Here is a 13,001-nt window from a genome sequence, read left to right as displayed (position 1 = left end):
TACGAATATTCCTCATTGTTTCATTCCAGGCAGCTCGCAAACTGTTGGGATAGCTGAGTTAGAAATTGTAAGTAGCTATCTTTACCTAACGTTATATTGCTGCCGAGCGGATCAAGCACGCCAATTCGGACATCGGTCCCTTTAGCGACAGCGTTGACGACGGCTGGCTGGAATTGTGGCTCAGCAAAAACGCACTGCGCTTTATGCTCAACCAACTCTGTTCTTATACTATGCAATCGTTGCGCGCCGGGTTGGATTTCCGGATTAATAGTAAAATGACCCGACTGGGTTAATCCGAACGCTTTCTCGAAATAGCCATAGGCATCATGGAAAACGAAATATCCTTTACCCCGCAACGGCTGCATTATATTAGCAATATTTTCTTTTGTCTTCTCTAGTTCTTTTTCAAACTGTGCCAGATTAGCATCTAATTTGTCTTTATTTTGCGGCATAAGTTCCAATAATTTATCGTGGATTGCGATAGCTGAGCGTTTTGCAATCTCCGGCGACATCCAAATGTGCATATCCATACCGCCGTGATGATGTCCATGTTCATCATCATGTTCTTTATTATCAGTAGATTGCGTATCGTGGTCGTGGTCATGATCGTGGTGTTCGTCTCCCTCGGTTCCCTCCGCCAGCAGAGGCTTAACCGACGCCAGTTCGGTCAGCACGATTTGTTTAGATACGTCCACTTGTGAAAGAGGCTTGGTTAAAAAAGCTTCCATATCGGGGCCAATCCAAACGACTAGAGAGGCCGAGCGTATTTTCTGGACATCTGACGGCCGAAGCGCATAATCATGCGGCGAAGCGCCATCGGGAAGCAAAACGTCCGTATCCGTTACGCCATCCGTAATAGCTGCAGCAATAAATCCCAGCGGCTTGGTCGAGGTTAATACGGTCGCGAACGCGCTTGAGCTTACGCCGGCGGCGCATAGGACGCCAACGAGAAAAAGACGCCGTAATCCGCTAGATTTTCGTATTTGCTGCATGTGTATGCCTCACTATAGGTAGCTATTTTGTAAACGAGTGTTTGACTATTTTGGTAGATGACTATCGCCTCTGGTATGTTATAATATAACAAATCAAAGGTTGTGCAAGAAAAATGAACTATGTCCACTTTGCTTAAGCTAGACCGCATTTCCGTCGTTTTTGGTCATCGTAAAGTGCTGTCCAACGTTTCGCTCAAGCTTGACGAAGGCCGCATTCTGACGCTTCTAGGCCCAAACGGCGCGGGTAAATCGACGCTGGTGCGCGTCGTACTCGACCTCATAAAACCCACGTCCGGTTCCGTTAGCCGCAGTAAAAACCTACGCATTGGCTACGTGCCGCAAAAGCTGCATCTTGACCCGACGCTTCCCCTGACGGTGTCGCGCTTTATGACTCTGCGTCCGGGCGTAAAAAAGGACGATATTCTACCGGCGCTGGCGCGCGTACAGGCGGAACACCTGATTTCCATGCCGATGCAAAAGCTCTCCGGGGGTGAAACCCAGCGCGTGCTGCTGGCCAGAGCGCTGCTGAATAAGCCCCAGCTGCTGGTGCTGGACGAACCGACCCAGGGCGTAGACGTCAACGGCCAGCTGGCGCTGTACGACCTTATCGCCCACCTGAGGAGCGAGCTGAACTGCGCCGTGCTCATGGTTTCTCACGATCTTCACCTGGTGATGGCAAAAACCGACGAGGTGCTGTGCTTAAATCAGCATATTTGCTGCTCAGGCGCGCCGGAAGCGGTGTCTCATCATCCTGAATTCATCGCCATGTTCGGCCAGCGAGGCGCGCAGCAGCTGGCGATTTATCACCATCATCACAATCACCACCACGACCTTCACGGCCGTATCGTGCTCAAGCAGACAGGCAGTAATAAATAATGATTGAACTGTTATTTCCCGGTTGGATGGCGGGCGTGCTGCTATCACTCGCGGCGGGTCCGCTGGGCTCATTTGTGGTTTGGCGCCGTATGTCCTACTTCGGCGACACGCTGGCGCACTCTTCCCTGCTAGGAGTCGCCTTCGGCCTGTTGCTCAACGTAAATCCATTTTATGCCGTTATCGTGATTACCCTGCTGTTGGCTATCGGGCTGGTCTGGCTGGAAAGACGGCCGCAGTTCGCCGTCGACACCCTGTTGGGCATTTTGGCGCACAGCGCGCTCTCTCTCGGCCTGGTCACCATAAGCCTGATGTCAAACGTTCGGGTAGATTTGATGGCCTACCTGTTTGGCGATCTGCTTTCCGTCACCGCCGAAGACCTGTGGGCCATCGGCGCGGGCGTTGCCGTAGTGCTGCTTACGCTCTGGTGGCAGTGGCGCAACCTTCTGTCCGTCACCATTAACGCCGAGCTGGCGCACGTCGACGGTATCAATCCTGAACGCTCGCGTCTGCTCTTGATGCTCATTACCGCGCTGACGATAGGCGTGGCCATGAAGTTTGTCGGGGCGCTTATCATTACGTCGCTGCTGATTATTCCCGCCGCCACCGCGCGCCGTTTCTCCCGAACGCCGGAACAGATGGCGGGCTTCGCCGCGATTGTCGGCATCATCGCCGTCAGCGGCGGGCTGACGCTTTCCGCCTACCACGACACGCCGGCCGGGCCGTCGGTGGTGCTGTGCTCCTGCTGCCTGTTCCTGCTCAGCCTGTTTAAAAAGCAGCTTGGAGACTGACGCCCTCCTCTTATTATTCATTTATTGCGGTCTGTTTACGAAAACACATATTTTCAGAGTGAATAGCGGCGCAATAAGATCTAAAATATCGCCCGACGGTGAAAAACGTCTTGCTCCAGTTTGATAAAGACTCAGAGCAAGGCGCTTTTTTATAGCGATGCTGTAAAATATTTCACTACTTAACCGCTGCAGACAACGTTGAAGTCAACACTGTGAATATCGATATTATCGGCCTGTTAAACAGCAACTATATATTGCTGCTGTTCGTCGTATTGGCACTCGGCCTGTGCCTTGGAAAGATTCGCTTGGGGAGCGTCCAGCTCGGAAACTCCATCGGCGTACTGGTGGTGTCGCTGCTGCTGGGCTACTTCCACTTTTCTATTAACACCGAGGCGCTGAACCTTGGCTTTATGCTGTTCATTTTCTGCGTAGGCGTCGAAGCCGGGCCTAACTTCTTCGCCATATTTTTCAGAGACGGCAAAAACTATTTCATGCTGGCGCTGGTGCTGGTCGGCAGCGCCCTGCTCATTGCGCTGGGCCTGGGCAAGCTGCTCAAATGGGACATCGGCCTGACCGCAGGCATGCTGGCCGGCTCCATGACGTCAACGCCGGTACTGGTTGGCGCAGGCGATACGCTGCGCCATACCGCGACCGATTCGGCTACGCTGGCCCAGGCGCAGGATCACCTGAGCCTCGGGTACGCGCTGACCTACCTGCTCGGCCTCGTCAGCCTGGTTTTCGCCGCCCGCTATTTGCCTAAGCTGCAGCATCAGGATCTGCCGACCTGCGCCCAGCAAATCGCCCGCGAGCGCGGTCTGGATAACGACAGCCAGCGTAAGGTGTACCTGCCGGTGATCCGCGCCTACCGCGTCGGCCCGGAGCTGGTAGCATGGGCCGCCGGGAAAAACCTGCGGGAGCTTGGCATCTATCGCCAAACCGGTTGCTATATAGAAAAAATCCGCCGCAACGGCATTATCGCATCGCCGGACGGCGACGCCGTGCTTCAGCTGAATGACGAAATTTCGCTGGTCGGTTATCCGGACGCTCATGCCCGCCTTGACCCCAGCTTTCGCAACGGTAAAGAAGTCTTTGAGCGCGACCTGCTGGACATGCGCATCGTCACCGAAGAGATTGTGGTTAAAAACAACAACGCGGTCGGCAAACGGTTAAGCCAAATTAACCTGACCGATCACGGCTGTTTTCTTAACCGCGTTATCAGAAGCCAGATAGAGATGCCGATTGATGACAACGTCGTTCTGAATAAGGGCGACGTTTTACAGGTCAGCGGCGACGCTCATCGGGTAAAAAGCGTCGCTGAGCGCATCGGCTTTATTTCTATCCACAGCCAATTGACCGACCTGCTGGCCTTCTGCGCCTTCTTTGTTTTGGGGCTAATGATAGGACAAATAACCTTCCAGTTCAGCAGCTTCTCTTTTGGCATCGGCAACGCCGCCGGGCTGCTGTTTTCCGGCATCATGCTGGGCTTTATGCGCGCTAACCACCCGACCTTTGGCTACATACCACAGGGAGCGCTGAACATGGTGAAAGAGTTCGGACTGATGGTGTTTATGGCGGGCGTTGGCCTTAGCGCGGGCAGCGGCATCGGCAATAATCTCGGCATTATCGGCGGGCAAATGCTCGGCGCCGGCCTTATTGTCAGCCTGGTTCCGGTGGTTATCTGCTATCTGTTTGGCGCCTACGTTCTGAAGATGAACCGCGCTCTGCTGTTTGGCGCCATTATGGGGGCCAGAACCTGTGCGCCGGCGATGGAAATTATCAGCGATACGTCGCGCAGCAACATACCGGCATTAGGCTATGCCGGCACCTATGCTATCGCTAACGTTTTGCTCACGCTGGCCGGTTCGTTGATTGTCATTATCTGGCCTGGAATTTTTTAATTTATTATAAATCAATTAGATAATTGAATTTTTTAAAAAAGTACTAAAAATTCAATTTTAAGGTGAACTAATCGAACGGCCCGGCGTCTTAATAAGTGCCACTGCTTTACTTTCAATCTTCCCTCATTGAGGTTGGCCCGATAAGCTCTTAATACGTTTCATGCTTATCGGGCTTTTTATTGTCCATTTTCCGGCCTTCTGTCAAAACCGCCCCGCTACTCTCTGTTAATTCGCCCCAAACGGCCCCGGTATACCCGGAGTTCACTTTTTCTTTAGGCATGCGCGCGCACAATATCATACAATAATGGTATACCGCGTCCGGCTTGTGCCGTTCAACCTCATAGGGAAGCGTGATTGCTATGTCATTAATCAAAAAAATCTTTATCGGCTATCTGGTCTGTTTCGCCATCGGGACCGCGCTGCTTTGCAGCTACTATCTCCCTTCCAGCCATATCGTAAAAATCACTGGCTCTGAAGTAAAACGGGTGGATAACGACGGCCCTATTTCGGCGGAAAACCCGGCTGACGGGCCAACGCGCGACGTGTACTACATCTACACCATTGATGAAGATAAAAAGATCGTGGTTTATCGCAATGAAGATACCGCCTGGAGCTTCCCTTGGTACTTCAAGTTCAACAGCGCCGACATTCAGGCTCAGGCTCAGGCCGCCAACGATGCCAACCAGGTGACCCGCATCACTTACTACGGCTGGCGTTTCAACATGCTCAACATGTTTAAAAATATCGTCTCCGTCAAGCAGGTTGAAAGCTATGAATCGTCCACCTTTTCTTTTTATACGATAGTGAAAGGATTCGGCTGGTTCGTCTGGCTGCTGCTTATCGTTTTGCAGGCCGCAATGCCCTCGCTGTACACCAGCTGGCGCGAGCGCAAGGACTTCCGTCGCCCGGACGGCTCGGTCGTTAAGTAACGCATTCTAACGGCGGCTTCGGTCGCCGTTACTGTCTCTCGGCTCTACTCCGATCTACCCCTTCTCCCTTCTATAATTCAGCCCTCCCTTTGTGCTAGAATCCGCGCAGTTTTCCTTAATGAGTAAAAGTTTTCATGAGTAATGCCCCAACTATCGGCTTTGTTTCCCTCGGCTGCCCCAAGAACCTCGTTGACTCTGAACGCATTCTGACCGAGCTTCGCACGGAGGGTTACCAAATCGTTCCCCGCTATGACGGCGCCGACCTGGTGATCGTCAACACCTGCGGCTTTATCGAAGGCGCGGTTCAGGAGTCGCTGGAAGCGATTGGCGAAGCGCTGGCGGAGAATGGCAAAGTTATCGTCACCGGCTGCCTCGGGGCAAAAGAAAACCAAATCAGGGAAGTTCACCCCAAGGTGTTGGAGATTACCGGCCCGCACAGCTATGAACAGGTACTGGCCCACGTTCATACCTACGCGCCAAAGCCGGAATATCATCCGTTCACCAGCCTGGTGCCGGCTCAGGGCGTTAAGCTTACGCCCAAACACTACGCCTATCTGAAAATATCAGAAGGCTGCAACCACCGCTGCACGTTCTGCATCATTCCGTCTATGCGCGGCGATTTGGAGAGCCGCCCCGTCGGCTCCGTACTGGACGAAGGCAAGCGGCTGGCGGAGGCCGGCGTTAAAGAGCTGCTGGTGATCTCTCAGGACACCTCGGCCTACGGCGTAGACGTCAAGCACAGAACCGGTTTCTGGAACGGCCAACCGGTAAAATCCGATATGGTCAGCCTGTGCGAACAGCTGGCAACGCTCGGCGTCTGGGTTCGCCTGCACTACGTTTATCCCTATCCGCACGTTGACGACGTCATTCCGCTAATGGCCGCGGGCAAAGTTCTGCCCTATCTGGACATTCCGCTACAGCACGCCAGCCCGAAGGTGCTCAAGGCGATGAAGCGGCCTGGCTCGGTGGAACGCACGCTGGAGCGAATCAAGCGCTGGCGCGAAATTTGCCCACAGCTTACGCTGCGCTCTACCTTTATCGTCGGCTTCCCCGGCGAAACGGAAGAAGACTTCGAGATGCTGCTTGAGTTCCTGCGGGAAGCCCGGCTCGACCGCGTCGGCTGCTTTAAGTACAGCCCGGTCGAAGGCGCCGCGGCAAACGACTTGGACGACCAGGTTCCAGAGGAAGTTAAAGAAGAGCGCTTCCACCGCTTTATGCAGCTACAGCAGCAGATCTCCGCTGAACGCCTGCAGGAAAAGGTCGGCATGACGCTGCCGGTTATTATCGATGAAGTCGACGAAGAAGGCGCTATCGGCAGAAGCATGGCCGACGCTCCTGAAATCGACGGCGTGGTTTACCTCAACGAAGAGCGCGGCGTAAAGCCCGGCGACGTTGTTCAGGTGCTGATTGAAAACGCCGACGAGTATGACCTGTGGGGAAGCGTAGTGCGCTAAGTAAAACGCGCTCTCAGGTTCAAATGCAATCCCGATGGCCTTTCCGGCATCGGGATTTTTTATTCTTTCCGGGTTTTCCCCTTTCTTTTTCATTATCAAAGAAAATTTTGCTTGCCTATTCGCTCAAATTGACTATATATTCATTTTATTCGATTTTTCAGTCAAAAAAGACCCTTGTTTATCTGGAGCGATCGTTATGAAAAAAGTTTTAGCTACCCTGTTATTCGCCAGCGCCGCATTGTCCGTACAGGCTGCTGAGACTATCCGCTTTGCCTCATCCGCCACCTATCCTCCGTTTGAGTACATTGATAACAATAACCAGATTGCCGGCTTTGATATCGACCTCGCCAAGGCGCTGTGTAAAGAGATGAAGGCCGAATGCACCTACTCAAACCATCCGTTTGACAGCCTGATCCCGGCGTTAAAATTCCGGCGCTATGACGCCGTTATTTCCGGAATGGACATTACGGCCGAGCGCAGCAAGCAGGTGCTGTTCAGCCAGCCTTACTACGCCAACTCGGCGGTGCTTATTGTACGTAAAGGCACTATCACGTCGCCTGACCAGATAAAGGGTAAAAAGGTGGGCATGGAAAACGGCTCGACGCACCAGAAATATATGAACGAGAAGCACCCTGAAGTCACGACCGTCCCCTACGACAGCTATCAAACGGCGGTGATCGACCTGAAGAATGGCCGTCTTGACGCGGTGTTTGGCGATACGGCGGCGGTAAACGAATGGCTGAAAACCAACCCGGAGCTAGAAACGCTGGGTGAGCACATCGCCGATCCCGCCTATTTCGGTTCGGGCCTCGGTATTGCCGTTCGTCTGGACAACGCGGCGCTGATGGAGAAGATCAACGGCGCGCTGGACGCACTGAAGAAAGACGGAACCTATCAGAAGATTAACGACAAGTGGTTCCCTAACTGATCTAAATTAAACCTCACGGCGGCCTCATCACGAGGCCGTTTTTGTTTTTCATCGGCGCGGTGATAGGATAACCCCCTGTGCCAACGACCGTCCGACAAGGAGTCCCCTATGTACCATGCCCTCTACCATTCTCCGGTAGGGCCGCTTCGCATCGTTGCCGACGATGCCGCCCTCAAGCAGCTCTGGCTTCCCAATGAGGTTAAAAGCCGCAGGCCTGAAAACGGCTGGATGGAAAATGAAGCACATCCCATTATCGCTTCCGTTATCCGCGTACTGACGGAATATTTCGCGGGCAAGAGAGTTGATTTCAACGTCATTCCCTGCGAACCGGAAGGTTCCGAATTCCAGCGGGCGGTGTGGCAGAGGTTAAGAGATATCGACTACGCGGACGTCATCAACTACGGCGCCATTGCCGCAAGCGTGGGCCGGCCTAAAGGCGCTCAGGCCGTCGGGGGCGCGGTAGGCTCTAACCCTATCGCCATCGTCCTGCCCTGCCATCGCGTTCTGGGTAAAGACGGTACCTTAACCGGCTACTCCGGCGGGCTGGACGTCAAAAAGGCGCTGCTGGCGCTGGAAGGTATTCCCTATAAAGAGCGCAACTGAGGTGAATTAACGCTGACGCTGCAGTAGCGCCAGCGTTTCATAGTGCGCAGTGTGCGCAAACATATCGAACAGGCGAACTTTAACGATGCGATAGTCCGCCAAGTGGCGAATGTCCTGAGCCATGGTCACGGCATTACAGCTGGAATACAGAATGTAGCCCGGCGCCGTTTCGCGCAGATAGTCACACAGCGGCTTGCCAATCCCCCGCCTTGGCGGATTCACCAGCACCAAATCGGGCGGTTGAAGATGGCTTTTAGCAAACGCCGTCGAATCCAAGGCGTCAAAGCGGATATCCGTTAGCCCTATCGCTTTTGCAGAGCGCTTGGCGCACTCAATGGCCTGAGCGCTGATTTCTATCCCCGTAAGCGATATCGCCTTTCCCGGCACGCTGGCGCAGTGCAGGCCGAAGCCGCCTACGCCGCAGAACAGATCCCACATGCTGCTAACGTCCAGTTCACTAACCCATTGTTGCGCTTCGGCGTACAGCGCTGCGCCGACGGCAGGATTAGTTTGAAAAAAGCTCTGCGGGCGAATAAACAGGGGGATGCCGTTAAACCGTTCTTCCAGCGCATCGCTTGCGGTCAGAATAATTTCCTTTTCGCCTTCCAGAATCGCCATATGAACGGGCTGAACGTTAGCCGAAACGACGCGCAGCTGAGGTAGCTCCGCCAGCAGCTCCGGCAGCGCCTGCCTAAGCTGGGGCAGTTTGTTTTCAGAACGTAACACGAAGCGCACCATAGCGCTTCCGTCATGCCGGCTTTGGGTAACCAGAATGAACTTTAGCTCGCCGCGCCGCTTCTCTACGTTGTAAGGAACCAGCCCCGCCTTGGCGATAAAGCGTTTAAGAGAGGGAAACAGCGCTTGGATCGCTTCGGGATAAAGCGGGCATCCGCAGAGATCGACCGCTGCTCCGTCTTTCATCGGCAGCCCTAAGATCGGACGCTCAACGCTACCGCTGACCACCATTTTAGCTTTGTTTCTAAAGCCCAGCGCATCGCTGGTAAAAGGCGCAAGCGTCTGCTCTACGGGAAGGCCGCTTAACAGCGTACTCAAATCGTGAAGCTTATCCCTCAGCTGCTGCTCATAGGGACGGTCAAGCCACTGGCATGAACGGCACAGCCCCGATGCATAAAGCTCACAGAGCGTCTGTTCTGTCGCTATCATTTAAGACGAGTCTTCGAACGAACGCTTAATGAAGCGTATGGGTGATTGGACGAGCGATCTGAATTTCTTCTTCGGCTTCGCGATCGGTTTCAGAGCTGGTTAACAGCTCGTTTGTTCCCGCTTCAAAAATGATTTGCGCAGTTTGCTCTTCCGCTTCCTGCAGCAAAAGATGGAACTGTTCTATCGCAATGCCTGCACCGATGCTTAAGGACTGACAGATAACCAGCTTGGGCAGGTTATCATCCTGCACGTCGACAAACACTTTGGTGGTTAACGATGAGGCATTGATTTGGCTAAGATCGGCAACTAAAGGAATAAGCGCCACGGGGCGAATTTCCGCCACGGCGGAAAAAAGAATAACGTTGTCGACCAAATCAACCTTGGCGTCAAATATGCCGTTAATATTTTGCAGATGCGGTAAATGCAGCGCCTGACAGGAATCGCACTCGAAGAAAGAGATACCCAACTGACCCAGCCAGCTGCGCATTAACGCCAAATCAGGGACATAAAGCTTACCCATTATGGTATTTCCTCGATAAAATCAAAAAACAGTGCATATACGTCGTCCATATTACCTTATTTTGAGCCCATTGAGGTAAGTTATTACCGATTCTTACAACAGGCCGGAGAAAAAAATGCCGCTAACCCGCTTTTCAACGATGGATCCCAACATGCTGCTGAGTATAGTCAACATGAAGCTCAGGGACGAGTTCGACTCCCTCGAAGAACTGGCCCGCAGCTATGACATCGACGCAGACGCGCTGTATGAAAAGCTGTTGGACGCCGGATATCGCTATCAGCCATCCAACAATCAGTTTATCGCTAACGCGTGATCCAGCCCTGCTCATGCAGGTAATCGAGAATAAACGGGCGGCTTTCTTTAGCCAGCGTCGCTGCGATCTGTCCGCTCCAGTTGACGTGCTTTTTGTTGTCGCTTCGGGACGCGTAATAGGCCGTTATTTGTGCGTCATAATCGGCCAACGCCGCTTTATCCAGCGGGTGGTAGCGATTTTCATGAACGGTAATCGCCGTAGGCAGCCTTGGCTTACGCTCCGGATCCTGCGCCGGATGCCCAAGACAGAGCCCAAACAGCGGCAAAACGTGCTTTGGCAATGCCAGCAGCGCCGTCACGTCGGCGATATGGTTTCTCAATCCGCCGATATACACGCCGCCTAATCCTAGAGACTCCGCCGCGATAAGCGCATTTTGCGCCATGATGGCGGTATCAACGCAGCCTAAAAGCAGCTGCTCCGCATAGCCAAGCTGGGCCTCTGGATACACTTCCTGATTGCGATGAAAGTCGGCGCAGAACACCCAGAATTCAGCCGCCTGGGCGACGTAAGCCTGCCCGCCGCTGCACGCGACCAGCTTTTGACGTAACTGAAGATCGGTCACCCGAATCACCGACGAGCACTGCAAAAAGCTCGAGCTGGAAGCGCTCTGCGCAGCACGGAGAATTGCCAGCCGCTGTTCCTCGCCTATGGGTTCAGGCGTAAAGGCGCGGATGGAGCGATGTGCACAGAGAAGATCGATAGTTGGAGTCATGGGATTTCCTTTTTGAGTCTCGACGCGCTGACAGCCTGTTGCTGCCCTACTTTAGAGCGCTACGCGGAATTTGCTATTTTAACCACGCATTTTTATTTTGGCTCAGCAAAAAGTGATATTAAAACGCTTCACTGCATGCCTAAGCTGCGCCAAGACTTCAAGATACCTATGCTAAACGCGCGGTAAGCGCAGCCGTGAAGCGGTAGTCCTCATGGAAAGCCTTCGCAGCGAATGCCCTCACGGTTGGAAAAACGCGCCGCCGATGGCTACAGACCTATCCGACTGAGAAAACGCGTAAAACATCGCTCACCGTCCGCGAAGCCTCCTCAGATAGGCCATATTTATCAAACCAACAGGCAATTCCTACTTTTTTTTATCACCAATTGCGGGCATAGTATCGACAATTTATCATATGGCTAACGGCGATCCCGCCGCTCCGGTCAACCTCTAAGGAGATTTCATGTTTGTAGTCATTTTTGGGCGCCCCGGCTGCCCCTACTGCGTCCGCGCAAAAGAGCTGGCAGAAAAACTGAGTCAAGAGCGCGACGACTTCAGCTACAACTATGTCGATATTCACGCTGAAGGCATTACTAAAGCCGATCTGGAAAAAACCGTCGGTAAGCCGGTAGAAACCGTTCCGCAAATCTTTATTGACCAGAAACACATTGGCGGTTGTACCGATTTCGAAGCCTACGCCAAAGAACATCTGGGTCTTTACACCAACTCATAAGAGCGGGTAATGCAGAAAAAACGGCGCCTTGGCGCCGTTTTCTATTTCTATCGCAGTCCCTCTACTCTTCCCGACTGATACCGAAGTGGCGGTAGGCGTGCTGCGTCGCCATTCGTCCTCTTGGCGTACGCTGTATAAAGCCCTGCTGGATGAGGTAAGGCTCAATGACGTCCTCAATGGTTTCCCGCTCTTCGCCGATGGCCGCCGCCAGGTTGTCCAATCCGACCGGCCCGCCCATAAATTTGTCGATAATCGCCAACAGCAGCTTACGGTCCATAAAATCGAACCCTTCGGCGTCGACGTCCAACATGTCCAGCGCGCGGGTCGCAACCTCAGCGCTAATAAGACCGTCGGCGCGCACTTCGGCAAAATCGCGCACGCGGCGCAGCAGGCGGTTGGCGATACGCGGCGTTCCGCGCGCTCGGCGAGCGATATGGTTAGCCCCCTCCGGCGAAAGGTCGAGATCCATGCACTGCGCGCTGCGAGAAACGATAGAGGCCAAATCTCCTACCTGATAGAACTCCAGCCGCTGCACGATGCCGAAGCGGTCGCGCAGAGGAGACGTTAGGGAACCGGCGCGGGTGGTCGCGCCGATAAGCGTAAAGGGAGGCAAATCTATCTTGATGGAGCGCGCCGCCGGCCCTTCTCCTATCATGATATCCAGCTGATAGTCTTCCATCGCCGGATAGAGAATTTCCTCAACGACCGGCGACAGGCGGTGGATCTCATCGATAAACAGCACGTCGTGAGGTTCCAGATTGGTCAGCATAGCCGCCAGATCGCCCGCCTTTTCCAACACCGGCCCTGACGTGGTCCTGAGGTTAACGCCCATTTCGTTGGCAACGATATTGGCAAGCGTCGTCTTCCCTAGCCCCGGCGGCCCGAAAATCAGCAGGTGATCCAGCGCATCGCCTCGAAGCCTGGCGGCCTTGATGAAGATTTCCATCTGCTCGCACACCTGAGGCTGGCCGACATACTCGCTCAACAGCTTTGGCCGCATGGCGCGATCGACCGTGTCCTCTTCAGAAAACTGCTCGACGGGAGATATTAAGCGATCGGCTTCAATCATAGTTTGTCTCTTTCAGCTTGCGTCG

14 protein-coding genes are annotated in these 13,001 nt (G+C 53.7%); 9 read left to right on the top strand and 5 right to left on the bottom strand.

Annotated elements, in window-relative coordinates; all coding sequences use genetic code 11:
• Positions 1 to 20 precede the first annotated feature (20 nt).
• The gene (gene znuA / locus V8L73_RS08680; protein ID WP_027273346.1) at positions 21 to 992 is read right to left on the bottom strand and encodes a zinc ABC transporter substrate-binding protein ZnuA; all 972 of its coding nucleotides are present in this window, start codon (positions 990 to 992) and stop codon (positions 21 to 23) included.
• Between the two features lie 120 nt (positions 993 to 1,112).
• On the opposite strand from znuA, the gene znuC reads away from it, so the two are divergent.
• The 7 genes from znuC (at position 1,113) to V8L73_RS08645 (ending at position 8,468) form a co-directional block, all read left to right on the top strand.
• The gene (gene znuC, locus V8L73_RS08675) at positions 1,113 to 1,868 is read left to right on the top strand and encodes a zinc ABC transporter ATP-binding protein ZnuC (RefSeq protein WP_347254642.1); all 756 of its coding nucleotides are present in this window, start codon (positions 1,113 to 1,115) and stop codon (positions 1,866 to 1,868) included.
• Positions 1,868 to 2,656: a zinc ABC transporter permease subunit ZnuB gene (znuB, locus tag V8L73_RS08670; RefSeq protein WP_027273348.1), complete on the top strand. Its 789-nt coding sequence runs from the start codon at positions 1,868 to 1,870 to the stop codon at positions 2,654 to 2,656. The genes znuC and znuB overlap by 1 nt, the downstream gene beginning before the upstream one ends.
• Positions 2,657 to 2,868: 212 nt before the next feature.
• Positions 2,869 to 4,554 carry an aspartate:alanine antiporter gene (locus V8L73_RS08665; protein WP_027273349.1) on the top strand — a complete coding sequence of 562 codons (1,686 nt, stop codon included), beginning with the start codon at positions 2,869 to 2,871 and terminating at the stop codon, positions 4,552 to 4,554.
• A 359-nt stretch (positions 4,555 to 4,913) separates the two neighbouring features.
• Entirely contained in the window at positions 4,914 to 5,483 is a 570-nt protein-coding gene (locus V8L73_RS08660) for a DUF1523 family protein (RefSeq protein WP_027273350.1), read from the top strand.
• 134 nt (positions 5,484 to 5,617) lie between these two features.
• Positions 5,618 to 6,937, top strand: a complete 1,320-nt coding sequence (rimO, locus tag V8L73_RS08655; RefSeq protein WP_347254641.1) for a 30S ribosomal protein S12 methylthiotransferase RimO — start codon at positions 5,618 to 5,620, stop codon at positions 6,935 to 6,937.
• Between the two features lie 196 nt (positions 6,938 to 7,133).
• Positions 7,134 to 7,865, top strand: coding sequence for an arginine ABC transporter substrate-binding protein (gene artJ / locus V8L73_RS08650; protein WP_027273352.1), 732 nt, complete (start codon positions 7,134 to 7,136; stop codon positions 7,863 to 7,865).
• A 108-nt stretch (positions 7,866 to 7,973) separates the two neighbouring features.
• Positions 7,974 to 8,468 carry a methylated-DNA--[protein]-cysteine S-methyltransferase gene (locus tag V8L73_RS08645; protein ID WP_347254640.1) on the top strand — a complete coding sequence of 165 codons (495 nt, stop codon included), beginning with the start codon at positions 7,974 to 7,976 and terminating at the stop codon, positions 8,466 to 8,468.
• Positions 8,469 to 8,474: 6 nt separating this feature from the next.
• Here the strand turns inward: V8L73_RS08645 and rlmC are convergent, their stop codons facing one another.
• On the bottom strand, positions 8,475 to 9,632 hold the full coding sequence (rlmC, locus tag V8L73_RS08640) for a 23S rRNA (uracil(747)-C(5))-methyltransferase RlmC (protein WP_347254639.1): 1,158 nt from the start codon (positions 9,630 to 9,632) through the stop codon (positions 8,475 to 8,477).
• Positions 9,633 to 9,657: 25 nt separating this feature from the next.
• Positions 9,658 to 10,152: a YbjN domain-containing protein gene (locus V8L73_RS08635; protein ID WP_027273355.1), complete on the bottom strand. Its 495-nt coding sequence runs from the start codon at positions 10,150 to 10,152 to the stop codon at positions 9,658 to 9,660.
• Between the two features lie 115 nt (positions 10,153 to 10,267).
• Between V8L73_RS08635 and V8L73_RS08630 the strand changes: the two genes are divergently transcribed.
• Positions 10,268 to 10,465 carry a DUF4250 domain-containing protein gene (locus V8L73_RS08630; protein WP_347254638.1) on the top strand — a complete coding sequence of 66 codons (198 nt, stop codon included), beginning with the start codon at positions 10,268 to 10,270 and terminating at the stop codon, positions 10,463 to 10,465.
• Here V8L73_RS08630 and nfsA read toward each other — a convergent pair.
• Complete coding sequence (gene nfsA, locus V8L73_RS08625; protein WP_347254637.1) at positions 10,455 to 11,177, bottom strand: oxygen-insensitive NADPH nitroreductase; 723 nt, start codon at positions 11,175 to 11,177, stop codon at positions 10,455 to 10,457. The two genes, V8L73_RS08630 and nfsA, sit on opposite strands and share 11 nt — an antisense overlap.
• Positions 11,178 to 11,637: 460 nt before the next feature.
• Here nfsA and V8L73_RS08620 point away from each other — a divergent pair, with 460 nt between their 5' ends.
• The gene (locus tag V8L73_RS08620; protein ID WP_027273358.1) at positions 11,638 to 11,907 is read left to right on the top strand and encodes a GrxA family glutaredoxin; all 270 of its coding nucleotides are present in this window, start codon (positions 11,638 to 11,640) and stop codon (positions 11,905 to 11,907) included.
• Between the two features lie 61 nt (positions 11,908 to 11,968).
• Here V8L73_RS08620 and ruvB read toward each other — a convergent pair whose 3' ends face one another.
• Entirely contained in the window at positions 11,969 to 12,976 is a 1,008-nt protein-coding gene (gene ruvB / locus V8L73_RS08615; RefSeq protein ID WP_027273359.1) for a Holliday junction branch migration DNA helicase RuvB, read from the bottom strand.
• Positions 12,977 to 13,001: the final 25 nt, after the last annotated feature.

The sequence above is a fragment of the Leminorella grimontii genome (assembly GCF_039789245.1).
GTDB classification, from domain to species: domain Bacteria; phylum Pseudomonadota; class Gammaproteobacteria; order Enterobacterales; family Enterobacteriaceae; genus Leminorella; species Leminorella grimontii.
This window is presented reverse-complemented; position numbering and strand designations above follow the sequence as displayed.

What these genes read in the sequence shown, in the direction of transcription:
- ruvB (WP_027273359.1), bottom strand. Translation starts at nt 12,976, where the DNA reads ATGATTGAAGCCGATCGCTTAATATCTCCCGTCGAGCAGTTTTCTGAA.
- rimO (WP_347254641.1), top strand. Translation starts at nt 5,618, where the DNA reads ATGAGTAATGCCCCAACTATCGGCTTTGTTTCCCTCGGCTGCCCCAAG.
- rlmC (WP_347254639.1), bottom strand. Translation starts at nt 9,632, where the DNA reads ATGATAGCGACAGAACAGACGCTCTGTGAGCTTTATGCATCGGGGCTG.
- V8L73_RS08635 (WP_027273355.1), bottom strand. Translation starts at nt 10,152, where the DNA reads ATGGGTAAGCTTTATGTCCCTGATTTGGCGTTAATGCGCAGCTGGCTG.
- znuC (WP_347254642.1), top strand. Translation starts at nt 1,113, where the DNA reads ATGTCCACTTTGCTTAAGCTAGACCGCATTTCCGTCGTTTTTGGTCAT.
- V8L73_RS08660 (WP_027273350.1), top strand. Translation starts at nt 4,914, where the DNA reads ATGTCATTAATCAAAAAAATCTTTATCGGCTATCTGGTCTGTTTCGCC.
- znuA (WP_027273346.1), bottom strand. Translation starts at nt 992, where the DNA reads ATGCAGCAAATACGAAAATCTAGCGGATTACGGCGTCTTTTTCTCGTT.
- nfsA (WP_347254637.1), bottom strand. Translation starts at nt 11,177, where the DNA reads ATGACTCCAACTATCGATCTTCTCTGTGCACATCGCTCCATCCGCGCC.
- artJ (WP_027273352.1), top strand. Translation starts at nt 7,134, where the DNA reads ATGAAAAAAGTTTTAGCTACCCTGTTATTCGCCAGCGCCGCATTGTCC.
- V8L73_RS08630 (WP_347254638.1), top strand. Translation starts at nt 10,268, where the DNA reads ATGCCGCTAACCCGCTTTTCAACGATGGATCCCAACATGCTGCTGAGT.
- V8L73_RS08620 (WP_027273358.1), top strand. Translation starts at nt 11,638, where the DNA reads ATGTTTGTAGTCATTTTTGGGCGCCCCGGCTGCCCCTACTGCGTCCGC.
- znuB (WP_027273348.1), top strand. Translation starts at nt 1,868, where the DNA reads ATGATTGAACTGTTATTTCCCGGTTGGATGGCGGGCGTGCTGCTATCA.
- V8L73_RS08645 (WP_347254640.1), top strand. Translation starts at nt 7,974, where the DNA reads ATGTACCATGCCCTCTACCATTCTCCGGTAGGGCCGCTTCGCATCGTT.